The sequence below is a fragment of the Streptomyces sp. NPDC057702 genome (assembly GCF_042799315.1).
Classification (GTDB): Bacteria; Actinomycetota; Actinomycetes; order Streptomycetales; family Streptomycetaceae; genus Streptomyces.
In genome coordinates this window covers 1-13,568 of the sequence record NZ_JBHVJC010000035.1, presented here as the reverse complement: position 1 = coordinate 13,568, position 13,568 = coordinate 1, and the positions used below count along the sequence as shown (strand labels likewise).

Genomic DNA, 13,568 nt, shown 5'->3' with positions numbered 1-13,568 from the left:
GGCCCGGTCGGGCGCGCGGGGGCGGCGTCAGGGGGTGAGGGCCAACTTGTCGTCGGTCGCCTCGTCCACGGCCTTGTCGCTGAACGCCCAGTCGAGCATCTCGCCCTTGACCCACTTGCTCGTCTGGTCGTCGTAGTGCTTGTGGTACGCGTGTCCGGAGGCCCCGGTGAGGTTGATCCAGCGGGACTTGTCCAGGTTGTCGAGGTTGACCACCATGCGCATGGACGGGACCCACACCACCTCGTAGCCGCCGGCCGCGTTCCAGCCGGTGGCGTTGACGGCCGCCTCGCCGCCGCTGAGGTTCCACGGGCCACGGTTGAGCATCCACTGGATGAGGCCGGGGCCCTTGGTGCCCAGGGTCTGGTTCCTGAGCGTGAGCTGGTGCAGACGGCCCCAGCTCCAGGTGTCGATGTCCTTGCCGAGCTTGGAGGTCAGCTCGTACCGGGCGTCGCGCAGGGCGCGGGCCAGCAGTTCGTCGCGGTTGTCGGTGCCGCGCCGGGTTCGGTTGCCGCCGGTGTGCCACCAGTCGTTGTTCGGCTCCTTGAGCAGGCCCCGCACGACCTCGAACCAGCGGTCGCCGCCGTCGGGTTGCGCCGCGTCCCGGTCGCGCTCGCCGCACTCGGTGATCAGGTCGCTGTCGTCGTCCAGGTCCTCGACCGGCCCGGTGTCGCCGGCGGGCCGCACTCGCAGGCACTGGTCCTTGACCCGCAGCTCCTTGGGGAGCTTGTTGCCGAAGGCGAGCTTGAGGGTGTTGCGCCAGACGGCGTTGAAGTACGCGGCGGCGGCCGAGTCGGCGTCCTGCGTGTAGTCCCAGCCCTTGAGGAGGTCCTGCGCCTCGCGGACGTACCCGTCCTTGATCTTGATCTTGAGCAGGTACGGGGTGAGCACCTTGGCGATCTCGCTGGAGTTGTCCATCTGGAGCGACTGCATGTCGTCCGTGGAGACCTTGCCGCCGTCCTTGATCTTCGACTCGATGAGGCTGGTGATGCGCTGGCTGCGCGCGCCGTAGCCCCAGTCGTTGGTGAGCAGGTACGGGTAGCGCTCGCGGTCGATGACGGCCTGGTTGGCGGTCACGATGTAGCCGCGCTTGGGGTTGTACTCGTAGGGCAGGGCCTCTTGCGGGATGTAGCCGGTCCAGGCGTAGGCGGAGTCCCAGCCCGGCGCGGGGTAGCGGCCGTCGATGGCCTTGCCGTTCTTGTCCTTGCCCCGGGTGGGGATCCGGCCGGGCGCCTGGTAGCCGATGTTGCCCTTGGTGTCCGCGTAGATGAGGTTCTGCGAGGGGACGGCGAAGTCGGCGGCGGCGGCGCGGAACTGGGTGAAGTCGCTGGCCCGGTTCAGCTTGAAGACCGCGTCCATCGTCTTGGAGGGTTCCAGCGCGGTCCAGCGCAGCGAGACGGCGTACCCCTCGCCACGGTCCGGGGCCGCGTCCTGGACCGGTGCCTTCTTGCCGACCGACTCCAGTTCGTCCTCGCGGTCGGAGACGATCGGGCCGTTCCCGGTGGCCCGCACGGTGATCGTGCGGTCCTTGCCGCCGGCGACCTTGATGGTCTCCTTGCGGGTGGTGAAGGGCTGCTGCTTGCCGTCGCGGAGGTAGCCGTCGGCGGTGACCTTCTCCAGGTACAGGTCCGAGACGTCGGCGCCCAGGTTGGTCATGCCCCAGGCGACGTCCGCGTTGTGCCCGATGACCACGCCGGGCATGCCGGAGAAGGTGTAGCCGGCGACGTCGTAGGCGCACTTGGGGCTGACCCGGTTGCAGTGCAGGCCCATCTGGTACCAGAGCGAGGGCATCTGCGGCGCCAGGTGCGGGTCGTTGGCCAGCAGCGGCTTGCCGGTGGTGGTGTGCTGGCCGGAGACGACCCACGAGTTGGAGCCGATGCCGTTGCCGCTCGGGCCCAGCAGCGCGGGGATCTCGTCCAGCGTCTTGGAGAGCGAGGACAGGCCGCTCTGGAGGCCCTGGCCCAGGCCCGTGTTCGCGCCCCCGACGGGCGTCTGGGACCCGACCGGCTGCTCCTTGCGCCCCTTGGGGTCGAACTCCTTGGTGAGCGGGTTGACCGTGCCCCGGTCGACGATCGGGCGGTTCCTGTCGTACGGGTAGCTGGGGTACAGGTCCTCGATCTGGCGCGCGCTGAGCCGGCTGCTGGCCAGCGAGCGGTCGATCTCGTCCTGCATGTTGCCGCGCAGGTCCCAGGCCATGGCCTTGAGCCAGGCGACCGAGTCGACCGGGTCCCACTTCTGCGGCTTGTAGTCGTTCTCGAAGTTCAGCGCCGCGTACTCGACCGACAGCTCCTCGCCCTCGTGGTCGGCGAGGTAGGCGTTGACGCCCGCCGTGTACGCCGTGAGGTACTTCTTCGTCTCGGCCGACAGCTTGGTGTCGTACTCGCGCTGCGCGATCTTCCGCCAGCCCAGGGTGCGCAGGAACGCGTCGGTCTCGACCTGGTCGGAACCAAACATCTCGGACAGTCGCCCGGCCGTCAGGTGGCGCCGTACGTCCATCTCCCAGAACCGGTCCTGGGCCTGGACGAAGCCCTGAGCGCGGAAGAGGTCTTCGGAGGTGTCCGCGTACAACTGCGGGATGCCGTTGCCGTCCCGCTTGACCTGGACCGGGGACGTCATGCCGTCGATCTGGATCGAGCCGGTGGTCTCGGGGAACGAGGCGCGCACCGTACTGATACTCCAGAACACGCCGTAGCCGACACCCGCCACGAGCGCCAGCACGACTGCGATCACGATCAGACGGGCGCGCCGCCTCTTCCTCTTCTTCTTGCCGGAAGGGGCGGTCGATTCTTCGCGGGAGGGCATCGCTGTCCTTCGAGGGGCAGGGTGGACCTGGAGTGCTGGAGCAACCGTAGCCGGAGCGCGGGCGGCTCCCCTACGCGGAGTCAGTGGCGGGCGATCGGGCAGGCGAGCGGGCGTGGCGACCGCCGCCGATCAGGGCGAACCGGCGCGGACGAACAGTTGGCGCCGCCCCCACCTCGATTCAGGGCGTTAAGAACCCGTAAAATGTTAGGTAAGGCAATGAAGTTCCGGTCGGCCGGGGTCAAGCGTTTCGGTCGAAATCCTCGTGAAAGGGTCGGCCCCTGACTGTTCACCACCTCAACGAACTCCTGCTGATGTGCGCGCTGGTCCTGCTGGTCGCCGTGGCCGCCGTGCGCCTGTCATCCCGCAGCGGGCTGCCAAGCCTGCTCATCTACCTCGGTATCGGCGTCGCCATAGGCCAGGACGGTCTGGTCGGCGTCGCCTTCGACGATGCCGAACTGACCCAGGTCATCGGCTACGCGGCGCTCGTGGTCATCCTCGCCGAGGGTGGTCTGGGCACCAAGTGGCGAGAGGTGAAGCCCGCGCTGCCGCTGGCCGCCATGCTCTCCACGGTCGGCGTCGCGGTGAGCGTGGGGGTCACCGCGGCCGGGGCGCACTACCTGGTCGGCCTCGACTGGAAGCAGTCCCTGATCATAGGAGCCGTGGTCTCCTCCACCGACGCGGCGGCCGTCTTCTCGGTCCTGCGCAAGGTGCCGCTGCCCTCCAAGCTCACCGGCGCGCTGGAGGCCGAGTCCGGCTTCAACGACGCGCCGGTGGTGATCCTGGTCGTCGCCTTCTCGGCGTCCGGACCGATCGAGCACTGGTACGTCCTGATCGGCGAGATCGCCCTGGAACTGGCCATCGGCGCGGCGATCGGACTGGCCATCGGCTGGCTCGGCGCCTACGGCCTGCGGCATGTCGCGCTGCCCGCCTCGGGCCTGTACCCGATCGCGGTGCTGGCGATCGCGGTCGTCGCCTACGCCGGTGGCGCGCTGGCCCACGGCTCCGGCTTCCTCGCCGTCTACCTCGCCTCGCTGGTGATGGGCAACGCGCGGCTGCCGCACTGGCCGGCCACCCGTGGCTTCGCCGAAGGGCTCGGCTGGATCGCCCAGATCGGCATGTTCGTCCTGCTCGGCCTGCTGGTGACGCCGCACGAACTGGGTGACGACATCGTGCCGGCCCTGGTGGTGGGCCTGGTCCTGACGGCGGTGGCACGACCGGTGTCGGTTCTGGTCAGCACGGCGCCCTTCCGTACCGCCTGGCAGGAGAAGGCGCTGCTGTCCTGGGCCGGGCTGCGCGGCGCGGTGCCCATCGTGCTGGCCACCATCCCGATGGTGGCCGAGGTCCCGCAGAGCCAGCGGGTCTTCAACATCGTCTTCGTGCTGGTCATCGTCTACACGCTGGTGCAGGGCCCGACGCTGCCCTGGCTGGCCAAGTGGCTTCGGCTGGGTGACTCGGAACTGACCGCGGACCTGGGGGTGGAGTCGGCACCGCTGGAGCGGCTGCGCGGGCACCTGCTGTCGCTGACCATTCCGAAGGGCTCACGCATGCACGGCGTGGAGGTCAGCGAGTTGCGGCTGCCCGCCGGCGCGGCCGTGACGCTGGTCGTCCGGGGCGGCGAGAGCTTCGTGCCCGGCCCCGCGACCGTGTTGCGCAGCGGCGACGAGTTGCTGGTGGTGACCACCGACCCGGTCCGCGACGCGGCCGAACGGCGGCTGCGGGCGGTCAGCCGGGGCGGCAAGCTGGCGGACTGGCTCGGCACGGGCGGCGAGGCCACCGCCCCCACGGCGCCGGCCCGCCGCGCTGGCCCCCCGTCCGCCTGGCCACCGTGGCCCTGGCGGCGCCGGGACGGCGGCACGGCCGGCGACCGAGGTGACTCCCGGGCGCGCGGCGCGGGGCGTACGTCGACGGCGGGGCCCGGCTCCGACGGGGGGCGCGCCGCCGACGTGGGGCGCACGTCGGCGGCGGGGCGCGACGGCGGTGGCACGACGGGCTCCCCGGGGCCGACCCCCGGCACCCCGCACGGCGCGAGCGCGACGCCCGGCGACCACGTTCGGGATGAGCTTGATCACAGCCCGAACGCCATGCGAAAACCTGTCGATAACATGGACGCTCATAGGCAATAACCGACCAACTCTGTCTGACGCAGAGCTGGCGCGACCGCACGGCGGCCGGTCCGGTATCTACCACGGTCATGCGCGAGAGGACAGCTCTCGGCACTCCGTGGCGTACCCACGGTGTGCTACCAGGCGGTGGAAAGGCCAGGGCCGTGGTGTCCACGGTCTCCCCCGAACCGGCCGACGGGCCCCCCACCCCCGCCCCGACGGGCCCGCTCCCACTCCCACCCCCCGCGCGCGGCGCCGAGCGCGCCGCGCGCGGTGTGCCGCACGGCTCTCCCGTAGGGGGCGCCGACCGCGCGCGTGAGTCCTCCCCGGAGGATCGCGGGGCGGCGGGCGTGCCCGCCACGGAGGGCTCGACGGGCGGGGTTCCCCCTCGGGGCTCGACAGGTGACCCGGCGAGCGAGCGCGTCGCGGGCGAGCCCGGCCCAGAGTCCGAGCCCGGCTCCGGCTCCGGCTCCGGCTCCGGCTCCGGCTCCGGCGGAGTGTCCGTCGTGCGGGGCCGGGCGGATGACGCGGCGGGCGACGGCGTCGCCCACGGCTCCGGGGGTGATGGTCGCTCCCCGGCGGCCGGCGCGGCACGGGGCCCGCGCCGCTGGTTCACGCGTCGACGGGGCGGGGCGGAGCGGGCGGGCAAGCCCGGCTACCGGCAGTTGTTGCGGACCCCGGGGGCCTGGTCGTTCGTCCTGCCCGGCTTCGCGGCGCGGCAGCCGTTCGCGATGCTCACCATCGGCATCGTCCTGCTCGTCCAGCACACCAGCGGCTCGTACGGCATAGCCGGCGCGGTGTCGGCCACGGCCGGTGTGTCGATGGCGGTCTTCGCGCCGCAGGGCGGCAGGCTCGCGGACCGCTTCGGGCAGGCGGCCGTGCTGGTCCCCGGAGTGATCACGCACGCCGTCTCGGTGGCGACGCTGACGGCGCTGGCGCTCGGCGGCGCGCCCCTGTGGGCGCTGTTCCTGGCGGCCGTTCCGGCCGGCGCCTCGGTGCCCCAGGTGGGGCCGATGGTGCGGGCCCGCTGGGGAGCGCTGCTGGGCGCCGACGCGGCCGGGGCGGCCGGCGGGGGCCGGGCATCGCTCCAGACGACGGCGGCGGCCTTCGAGTCGGTGACGGACGAGTTCACCTTCGTGATCGGCCCGGTGCTGACCACCGCGCTGTGCACCGGCGCGCACCCGGCCGCGGGGCTGGTCGCCGAGGCCACCCTGACGCTCGTCGGCGGGCTGCTGTTCGCGGCCCAGCGCCACACCCAGCCGGCCCCGAGCCACCCGCGTACGGGGGCGGGGGCGCCGAGCCGCTCGCGTACGCGGGTGCCGCGCGCGGCGGTGCGCTGGATACGGGCGCGGGGCGCGGGTTCGGCCGCGCGGGGCGTGCAGGCCGGGGCGCGGAGCGCGGGGGCCGGGGCGCGGGACTCGGGTGCTGCCGGGCCGGGCGGCACCGGGGCGCGACGGCCGGCCGGTTCGGCCCTCGGTGTGCCGGGCGTCCGCGTCCTGGCCGTGGTCTTCCTCGGCATCGGCACCGTCTTCGGGGGCCTTCAGGTCTCGTTGACCGCCTTCACGGAGGAGATCGGCCGGCCCGGCATCAACGGCGTCCTCTACGGCGTCTTCGCGGCCGGCAACATGGTGGCCGGAATCGTCTGCGGCGCCCTGAGCTGGCGGCGCAGCCCACGGCAGCGGCTGCTCATCGCCTACCCGCTGCTCACGCTGGCCACCTCCGCCCTGTGGGCGGTGCACGCGGTGCCGCTGCTGGGCGCGCTCGGGCTGCTGGTCGGACTGACCATCGCACCCGCACTGATCACCGGTTACACGCTGGTGGACACCCTGGTCCCGGCGACCGCGCGCACCGAGGCGTTCACCTGGCTCACCGGTGCGGTGGCGCTCGGCCAGGCCGGCGCGGCGACCGCCGCCGGCCAGCTCGCGGACGGCTTCGGACCGAGCGCCGGGTTCGTGGTGCCCCTGGCCGGAACAAGCCTGGCCCTGGTCACCCTGCTGCTGCTCCGCGAGCACCTCGCCACCCCGTCCACGGGCCAGGTGGTGAGCGGCTCCACACGTGGGGTCGGTCACCGCGAGGCCGTCCCGGTGGACTGATGCCGCGGAATGCTGCACTATGGAGCGTCGTTAGCACTCATTGAGTGAGAGTGCCAGGAGGATCACGTGCCGACCTACCAGTACCAGTGCACCGCCTGCGGCGAGGGCCTTGAAGCGGTGCAGAAGTTCAGCGACGAGGCGCTTACGGAGTGCCCGAGCTGCCAGGGACGCCTGCGGAAGGTGTTCTCGGCGGTCGGCGTCGTGTTCAAGGGCTCCGGCTTCTACCGGACCGACAGCCGCAGCGCCTCCTCCAGCAGCACCCCGAGCTCCTCGAAATCCACGAAGAGCGGCTCGGACGCGTCCTCGTCGACGACGTCCTCGTCTTCGTCGTCCGACTCCTCGTCCTCGTCCTCGTCGACGAAGAGCACGAGCACGTCGAGCGGCAGCACGTCCACGACGTCGAAGGGCACCACGGCCGCCTGACGCGCCGCGCCCCGCAGACCTCCACGAAGCCCCCGCCCGCCTCCACCCGAGGCGAGCGGGGGCTTTGTCATACGAGCGCCCACGCCGGGCCGCCCACGCCGCGCCGACCCGGGCGCGCGGGAGCCCTGGCGCTCGCGGGGAGGCGGGGCGTACGCGGGGAGCCCGGGCGCGGGCTGGGGTGGGGCGGGCCCGGCCCTGACAGACGTGCGTGGCCCTGACGTAGAAGGGTGGCCCTGACGTACAGATGCGTGGCCCTGACGCACAGGGGGCCCTGGCGCACAGGCTCGCGGCCGTACGGGGTCGCGCCAGTACGGCCGGGCGCGCGCGAGGTGCCCTGCGCAGGGTGCACGAGGTGGCGAGGGGAGTGCGCGAGCGGCCGGCTCGTAGACCCCCTACGGGACGTGCCGGGGTCCTGGCACGACCCGTACGGGGCGCCATTAGGGTGACGGCATGGCCGAGACGCAGAGCACAACACCGTTGCCCGCACCGCGAACCGCGCCCCTGGCGGAGATCGGGGTCATCGGCGGATCGGGGTTCTACTCCTTCCTCGACGAGGTGACCGAGATCACCGTGGACACGCCCTACGGCGCCCCCAGCGACTCGCTCTTCCTCGGCGAGGTGGCCGGGCGGCGCGTCGCGTTCCTGCCCAGGCACGGCCGCGAGCACCATCTGCCGCCGCACCGCATCAACTACCGCGCCAACCTGTGGGCACTGCGCTCCGTGGGCGTACGCCAGGTGCTCGGCCCGTGCGCGGTCGGCGGCCTGCGCCCGGAGTACGGCCCCGGCACCCTGCTCGTACCCGACCAGGTGGTGGACCGCACGAAGGCCCGCGCCCAGACGTACTTCGACGGCGAGCCCCTCTCCGCGGGCGGGCCCCGACCCAACGTGGTCCACGTGACCTTCGCCGACCCGTACTGCTCCACGGGGCGCGAGGCGGCGCTGAAGGCGGCGCGCGGGCGCGCGTGGGAACCCGTGGACGGCGGGACGCTCGTCGTCGTCGAGGGCCCGCGCTTCTCGACCCGCGCGGAGTCGCGCTGGCACGCCGCGCAGGGCTGGTCGGTGGTCGGCATGACCGGCCACCCGGAGGCGGTACTCGCCCGCGAACTCGCGCTCTGCTACACGTCCCTGACCCTGGTCACCGACCTGGACGCGGGCACGGAGGCGGGCGAAGGCGTATCCCACGAGGCTGTCATGCGGGTCTTCGCGGCGAACGTGGGCCGGCTGCGCGAGGTGCTGTTCGACGCGGTCGCCGCCCTCCCGACCACCGACGAGCGGGCCTGCGAGTGCGCGGACCCCCACGGGGGTCGCGACCTGGGCATCGACCTGCCGTAACGCCGCGCGGGGGGCTGAGGTGGGGCCCGGGTTGGCCTGGGGTCAAGTGGAGTTGGGTTGGCCTGGGTCGGTTCCGGTCCGGGGCGGGGCGGGTTGAACGCCGGGCGCGGCCGGCCAACCGGGGTGTGTGGCCGACCGGGGCGTGATCGGGGGCTCGGTGGTGACCGCCGGCGTACGCGAGCTTCAACCGGGTTACGGTGCGGGCGCGTTGGGGCGGCGGCGGGCCGGGCGTCGAACGGTACGCGCTCGGGCGGCTCCCCCACTGGCGCTCGCCAGCGGCGCGTGCGGAGTGGCCAGGGCGCGGAGTGGCCGGGGCGCGGAGTGGCCGGGGCGCGGATGCTGGGGTGACTCGGACGGGTGACGGAGTTGTTCACAGCATGATGGCCGTCCACAGCCGCCAGCACGATCTGCCCACCACGTGCACCGTGGGGTCTGCGGCCACAGGGCCACGACTCCGCAACTCCGCACGGCAGGTGGTGTTCTCACATGTCCGCGTACGTCCCCTCAGCTCCCCGTCCCGACTCTCCTCAGCACCCGGACATCACGCCCGGGCGCGACCGGGCCACCCCCGTGCCACGTGGTGTCCCGTTGTTCGAGCCGGTGCGTGTACGCCGGGCCCGCTGGCACCGACTGCACCGCGTGCTGCGCAAGCGACGACGCGTGGCGGCCCTGGGCCTCGTGGCCACGGCCGTCCTGGCCGCGGCCATCGCCGCGAGCCCGGCGGGCGACGAACGCGCCGGTGGCTCCTCCCCCGCCACCCCACGGCCGGAGGCGAACACCCCGCCCCGCGTGGCTGACGTGCGGGCCCCTGGCGCCTCGTCGCCCCCGAGCGACTCGCCGGGCCCAGCTTCCGGAGTGCGCCAGGGCTCGCCGGCGGACCTGCGGGCGGCGCCGGTGCGGATCGCCGACGCGGGCGTCGTACGACTGCTGCGCCGGGGCGACCTGGTGGACGTGCTGGCCGCCGAGCCCGCCGCTGACTGGGCGGGCCAGCCGGTGACGGGGCCAGAGACGGGACCGCGCGACACGGCTGACGGGCCAGCTGGCAGCCCGGCCGGTGACGGCTCACCCGAGGCCGAGGGCGCGGCCCCGGACCGGCCCGCCCGGCGGGCGGGTTCCGCGCGCGATGCCTCCGTCGGCCCCCGCTTGGTGGCGCGCGCCGCCCGTGTGGTCGACGTGCCGAGACCACACGAGACGGCCCCGGGCGACGGCGCGCTCGTGGTGCTCTCGGTGCCACGGGAGACCGCGACGACATTGGTCAGCGCCGGCCTGACCGCGCGCCTGGCGGTGGTGCAACGATGATTCGTGCCCGTGTGCTGTCAACTCACGGATTCGAGTGGACGGATTGGACAGCGCTGCTCCGCCGTGCCATAAGTTGCGGAATCTGGAAATCCGATAGTGGAAAGAGGCGCGGCCGTGAGCAGTACGGCGACCGAGGAGAAGCAGAGCGTTCTGGATGGCTTCAAGGCCTTCCTGATGCGCGGCAACGTCATCGATCTGGCAGTAGCCGTCGTCATCGGCGCCGCGTTCACCAATGTCGTGAACTCGGTGGTGAAGGGCGTCATCAACCCGCTTGTCGGCGCGTTCGGCACCAAGGACCTCGACAGGTACAGCTCCTGTCTCAAGGGCCCGTGCGAGACGAACGAGGCGGGCGACGTGGTCAGCGGCGTCCCGATCATGTGGGGCACGGTGCTCAGCGCCACCCTGACGTTCCTCATCACGGCGGCGGTCGTGTACTTCCTGATGGTGCTGCCCATGTCGCGCTACCTGGCGCGCAAGGCAGCCAAGGAGAAGCAGGCCGAGGTGGAGCACGCCGAGGCGGAGGCCAGCGAGGTGGAGCTGCTGCGCGAGATCCGCGACGTGCTGGTCGCCCAGCGCGGGGGGTCGAATCCCGCCGCACCCTCCTCCGCCGGTGCGGACGACGAGGGTACGGACACGGGGCCGGCGCCGACCGAGCGCTAGGCGGTCCGTCCCGCCTCGCCCGCGCGCCACGGGGCGTCGTCAGCGGCGTCCCCCGTGGGCGGCCGGGAGGGACAGCGATGCGGCCGCCCCATCGCCCCGGGTTCTCTCACAGATGGTGGGGCGGCTTCTCGTCGAGAAAGCGGGCCAGGTCGGCGGCGCCGTCCTCGCCCGCCCTTGGAGTCCGCTCGCCCCACCCCTGGTCCGTATCGTCCGAGGATCGCTGCGCCAGCGGATCGTCGAAGATCAGCGCGGGAGCCGGATCGCGCGGTTCAGAGGCGGGGGCGGTACTCATGCCTCCAGGGTACGTCCGGCACACAGCAGGGCACCGAGCATCGCTCCGGTCCCCCGTGCCGGAGCGATGCTCGGTGCCGACCGCGTTGCGGCTGCCGGTCCCCCAACCGGCAGCCGCGGAACGCGGCGGGGCAGGATCGTCTCGGCCTGCCCCTGTGATGTGGCCCTCGATCTACCGAGTGGCGGCCAGGCTCTCGTGCCACCAGTGGTCCCGGCCCGCAACCCAACGGACCGGAAGCCCCAGTCGGTGCACGACAAGCACCGCCCTGACCTCGGGACATCCCGTCAGCGCCCGGTCGAGCGCAGTCTTCAACCCGTACGCGCGCCCATCCCGTAGCACCCCATCCACGGTGATCAGCACGCGTGCACCGGACTCCCTGATCCGCTCGCGCAGGGCTCCCACCGGCTCCCTCATGGGCAGCGAGACACGGGACGCGTCGAGTCGGCCACAGGCGAGCGTCGTGACGACCGACTCCGGCACCAGCGGCAACATCACTGCCACCCGGTCTCCGGACCTGACGCCAAGCTCGGTCAGCATGCTTGACGCCCGGGTCGCCTGGTCGAGGAGCTGCGTATGCGTGAACTCCTCGGCCCGCCCCTGCTCGCCGACCCAGCGCAACGCCACCGGTTCCCCCGAACCACTCGATACGGCCCCCGGCGTGGTCATGGCGGGAGGCGGAGTGGTGGCGGCGGCTGGTGCGGTGGTGTCAGATACGGCGAACATGAGAAAAGAGTCGCGGGCTGACGTTGACGTCCAATCAACGAACGCTATACGCGCACGTCAGATGTGGTGCCAGCAGCCTTTGACACTCCCGTTGACCCTGCTCACGGGCCGTTGCCCGGCATATTCACCGCCGCCGGCCACGCTACCCCGAGGTCCCGCCGCCGCACCGGGTAACCGCGGGTTCTCCCCCGGGAAGGGACATCCAGGCTCGCCCGTCGACAGGCGCACGAGCCCGCCAGGCCCGGCGGACGGCGGCCCCGAGGACGCGCGGCCACGGGCCCGTGCCCACCGGCTCGACGCGCACCCGCCCCCGCGTGACCCGCGTGATACGCATGAGCTCATGGTGGACGCTGACGACGCGGGGACCGATCCGAAGAGCACCACGACAGCGCGGGCCGCGCCCCGGCCCGGCCCGCACGACGCCTTGACGGACGTACGGGGGCTGCGGGTGGGGCACGCCCAGCGACGGGGCTCGGGATGGCTGAGCGGCACCACCGTCGTGCTCGCGCCGCGCGGTGGCGTGGTGGCCGCGGTCGACGTACGGGGCGGCGGGCCGGGCACGCGGGAGACCGACGCGCTCGATCCACGCAATCTGGTGCAGCAGGTGGAGGCCGTCGTGCTGACCGGAGGCAGTGCCTTCGGGCTGGACGCCGCGTCCGGCGTCGTGGCGTGGCTGGAGGAGCGCGGCCGTGGGTTCCGGGTCGGCCCGGAGCCGGCCCAGGTGGTGCCGGTCGTCCCGGCCGCCGCACTGTTCGATCTGGGGCGCGGCGGCGACTGGCGGTCCCGACCGGACGCCGGCCTCGGCCGGGAGGCCGTCGCCGCCGCCCACGACGGCGGGCCGGTAGGCCCCACGCGGGGCAACGTCGGCGCCGGGACAGGAGCGGTGGCCGGCGGGCTGAAGGGCGGCATCGGCACCGCCAGCGTGGTGCTGCCCTCCGGCATCACCGTCGCCGCGCTCGTCGCCGTCAACGCGGCGGGCTCCCCGGTCGACCCGACCACGGGCCGGCTGTACGGCACCCTCTTCGCCCAGCACCCCCCGTACGACGAGGAGCGGCAACCCACGGACACCCGACACACGGACGACCACCGCCCGGGCGGCCAACGCACAGGTGGCCAACGAAGAGACGGCCCGCGACCAGGCGACCACCGGGCCGGCGACCAGCGCGGGAGCGGCGGACCAGCACCAGCCGACGCCACCGTGTCACGGGAGCGGCACCTCGAAGCCCAGCGCCGACTACAGGAGGCACGAAACGAATCCGCACGGCGCTCGGCCGCCTCCGTGCACCCGCCCCTGAACACCACGCTCGCCGTCGTGGCCACCGACGCCGCCCTGAGCCGCGCCCAGGCGCAGAAACTGGCGGGCACCGCACACGACGGGCTGGCCCGCGCCGTACGACCGGTCCACCTGCTCTCCGACGGCGACACCGTGTTCGCCCTGGCCACAGGCGACCGACCGCTGGTGAACGACCCGGCAACCGACACCGAAACGGCCCAAGCCGCCACCAGCCGCGACACCGCCGTGGACCCGGCCTTCGGAGTCCACCTGAGAGCCGGAGCGCTCAACGAGATCCTGGCCGCCGGCGCGGACGTACTGACACGGGCGGTCGTCGACGCGATGCTCGCGGCCGAGAGCATCGACGGACCCGGAGGCGTCTTCCCGTCGTACCGAGACCTGTACGCGGCGCAGGGCCCCTAAGCCACGGCCCCGAAGGGCCGCGCGCCATCGGGGAGAGGGGCGGGGGTGGGTGGGGAGGGGGGAGGGGAGGGGGGAGGGGGGCCCACCCCCCACGACCACCACACAGCCACAGCCCAGTCTCTTAAAAACATAAACGAACCCACCAGACC

At 72.9% G+C, this 13,568-nt stretch carries 9 protein-coding genes and 1 pseudogene; 7 read left to right on the top strand and 3 right to left on the bottom strand.

The features are described 5' to 3' along the window. Nucleotides 1-27: 27 nt before the first annotated feature. A complete protein-coding gene (locus ACFVFR_RS24960) occupies nucleotides 28-2,799 on the bottom strand; it encodes a penicillin acylase family protein (protein WP_383705448.1) in 2,772 nt (923 codons plus the stop codon). A 311-nt stretch (nucleotides 2,800-3,110) separates the two neighbouring features. Here ACFVFR_RS24960 and ACFVFR_RS24955 point away from each other — a divergent pair. From ACFVFR_RS24955 to mscL, 6 genes and pseudogenes are all read left to right on the top strand, one after another. Then, nucleotides 3,111-4,565, top strand: a pseudogene (locus ACFVFR_RS24955) (potassium/proton antiporter); the annotation flags it as partial. Between the two features lie 1,001 nt (nucleotides 4,566-5,566). After that, nucleotides 5,567-6,994: an MFS transporter gene (locus ACFVFR_RS24950; RefSeq protein ID WP_383705571.1), complete on the top strand. Its 1,428-nt coding sequence runs from the start codon at nucleotides 5,567-5,569 to the stop codon at nucleotides 6,992-6,994. A 66-nt stretch (nucleotides 6,995-7,060) separates the two neighbouring features. Beyond that, complete coding sequence (locus tag ACFVFR_RS24945; RefSeq protein ID WP_383705445.1) at nucleotides 7,061-7,417, top strand: FmdB family zinc ribbon protein; 357 nt, start codon at nucleotides 7,061-7,063, stop codon at nucleotides 7,415-7,417. Between the two features lie 450 nt (nucleotides 7,418-7,867). Continuing rightward, the gene (locus ACFVFR_RS24940) at nucleotides 7,868-8,749 is read left to right on the top strand and encodes an S-methyl-5'-thioadenosine phosphorylase (RefSeq protein ID WP_383705443.1); all 882 of its coding nucleotides are present in this window, start codon (nucleotides 7,868-7,870) and stop codon (nucleotides 8,747-8,749) included. A gap of 588 nt (nucleotides 8,750-9,337) precedes the next feature. Beyond that, a complete protein-coding gene (locus ACFVFR_RS24935) occupies nucleotides 9,338-10,048 on the top strand; it encodes a hypothetical protein (RefSeq protein ID WP_383705441.1) in 711 nt (236 codons plus the stop codon). A gap of 114 nt (nucleotides 10,049-10,162) precedes the next feature. Continuing rightward, nucleotides 10,163-10,708, top strand: coding sequence for a large conductance mechanosensitive channel protein MscL (gene mscL / locus ACFVFR_RS24930; protein WP_383705439.1), 546 nt, complete (start codon nucleotides 10,163-10,165; stop codon nucleotides 10,706-10,708). A gap of 106 nt (nucleotides 10,709-10,814) precedes the next feature. Here mscL and ACFVFR_RS24925 read toward each other — a convergent pair whose 3' ends face one another. Together ACFVFR_RS24925 and ACFVFR_RS24920 are read right to left on the bottom strand one after the other, a co-directional pair. Next, on the bottom strand, nucleotides 10,815-11,000 hold the full coding sequence (locus ACFVFR_RS24925) for a hypothetical protein (RefSeq protein ID WP_383705437.1): 186 nt from the start codon (nucleotides 10,998-11,000) through the stop codon (nucleotides 10,815-10,817). 171 nt (nucleotides 11,001-11,171) lie between these two features. Then, nucleotides 11,172-11,723 (bottom strand): AMP-binding protein, encoded by a 552-nt coding sequence (locus ACFVFR_RS24920; protein ID WP_383705435.1) that lies wholly within the window; start codon nucleotides 11,721-11,723, stop codon nucleotides 11,172-11,174. A gap of 340 nt (nucleotides 11,724-12,063) precedes the next feature. Between ACFVFR_RS24920 and ACFVFR_RS24915 the strand changes: the two genes are divergently transcribed. Further along, complete coding sequence (locus ACFVFR_RS24915; RefSeq protein ID WP_383705432.1) at nucleotides 12,064-13,419, top strand: P1 family peptidase; 1,356 nt, start codon at nucleotides 12,064-12,066, stop codon at nucleotides 13,417-13,419. The last annotated feature ends 149 nt before the right edge of the window (nucleotides 13,420-13,568 follow it).

Excerpts from the sequence above, each read along its gene's own strand:
- ACFVFR_RS24960 (WP_383705448.1), bottom strand. The coding sequence starts at position 2,799 with ATGCCCTCCCGCGAAGAATCGACCGCCCCTTCCGGCAAGAAGAAGAGG.
- ACFVFR_RS24940 (WP_383705443.1), top strand. The coding sequence starts at position 7,868 with ATGGCCGAGACGCAGAGCACAACACCGTTGCCCGCACCGCGAACCGCG.
- ACFVFR_RS24925 (WP_383705437.1), bottom strand. The coding sequence starts at position 11,000 with ATGAGTACCGCCCCCGCCTCTGAACCGCGCGATCCGGCTCCCGCGCTG.
- ACFVFR_RS24920 (WP_383705435.1), bottom strand. The coding sequence starts at position 11,723 with ATGTTCGCCGTATCTGACACCACCGCACCAGCCGCCGCCACCACTCCG.
- ACFVFR_RS24915 (WP_383705432.1), top strand. The coding sequence starts at position 12,064 with ATGGTGGACGCTGACGACGCGGGGACCGATCCGAAGAGCACCACGACA.